We start from the raw sequence: 1,186 nt of genomic DNA on the forward strand, positions 1-1,186 counted from the left end.
ACCATCATCGCCGCGGCCATGCTCGACCGGCTCCTACATCGCTCGGTGGTCCTCAAACTCGACGGCGATTCCTACCGCCTGCGAGACCACCATGCCCGATCAGAAAACCACCGCACGGCCTCCGGAACCATCCGCCGGCCGCTACAGTAGAACCGCCTCACGGGTGGGGAATTTCGATGAGCACCACTGGGGAAGTTTCTTGAGCCTCGTCAGCTGACTGCGCTCACCGAATCTCCCCAGCCGGGCTCATCGAAATGCCCCACCCGTGAGCGGTCCTGATTATAGGGGTTCGCGGTTTCCGGTCGTGGCCCGGCGGAGGTTGTCGGCGGTGGCTTGGTGGTCGCGTAGCCGGTAGGAGTCGCCGTCGAGGTTGATCACCATCGACCGGTGCAGGAGTCTGTCCAATAATGCTGCGGCGACAGTGTTATCGCCGAGGATCTCGCCCCAGGATCCGACGCCGCGGTTGGTGGTGATCGCGATCGATGTCTTCAAGTACCGTTGCGCGACAACCTGAAACAGTGCTGATGCCGCCTCTGCAGGTAACGGCAGGTATCCCAGTTCGTCGATCGCCAGGAGCGTTGGTCCGGCGTAGAAACGCATGCAGGTGGCCCACCGGCCTTCGATCGCAGCTTTGTGGCAGCGGGCCGCCAAATCGGCGGCGGTGGTGACATAGGTGCGGTAGCCGGCGTGCACCGCAGCCCGGGCTAGACCCAAGGCCGCTCAGTTTGGTGTGCTGCCGGGTTGTCAACCGGGTAGCACGCGCACGCTGATGTGGGTTTGGTAGATGGTCCGGTCGATCACCCCCTTGGCGCGGTGTTTGGAGATTGCCCGTTTGACCACGCGAAGGCTGCTGCGGGGCCGGCGATGTGGGAGCAGGTCAGCGCGCACGGCCCGCCCGATCACACCGACGATATCGACAGTCGCGCCGGTGATGACCCGGCCGCATGGACGAGCTGGTCGCGGGCGGTCTGCAAAGCGACGGTGAAACTGCCCCGGTCCGCGACCATGCCCGGTGTGGCCAGCGCGGTATCGGCGATCGCGGTCCGCAACGCCTGGTAGGTGATCAGCAACGCGTAGACCTCCTGCGCGACATCGTCGGCAGTACGCGCCGAGGGTGTCACGAGAACCGTGTAAGTCCGAAGCTAGTTCGGTACTAAATCTATTCTAGCACAATGGAATTCGGTTC

The 1,186-nt window shown here is 63.7% G+C and carries 2 protein-coding genes and 1 pseudogene; 1 reads left to right on the forward strand and 2 read right to left on the reverse strand.

Going from position 1 to position 1,186, the window contains the following annotated elements:
* A partial coding sequence (locus A5789_RS38185) for an ATP-binding protein (RefSeq protein ID WP_231956625.1) occupies positions 1–150 on the forward strand: 150 nt, incomplete at its 5' end.
* A gap of 129 nt (positions 151–279) precedes the next feature.
* Here A5789_RS38185 and A5789_RS34165 read toward each other — a convergent pair.
* Together A5789_RS34165 and A5789_RS37110 are read right to left on the reverse strand one after the other, a co-directional pair.
* Positions 280–717: pseudogene (locus A5789_RS34165) on the reverse strand (ATP-binding protein); the annotation flags it as partial.
* Positions 718–899: 182 nt separating this feature from the next.
* On the reverse strand, positions 900–1,121 hold the full coding sequence (locus A5789_RS37110) for a hypothetical protein (RefSeq protein WP_064903081.1): 222 nt from the start codon (positions 1,119–1,121) through the stop codon (positions 900–902).
* Positions 1,122–1,186 lie beyond the last annotated feature (65 nt).

Source organism: Nocardia sp. 852002-51101_SCH5132738, assembly GCF_001665695.1.
Lineage (GTDB): Bacteria > Actinomycetota > Actinomycetes > Mycobacteriales > Mycobacteriaceae > Nocardia > Nocardia nova.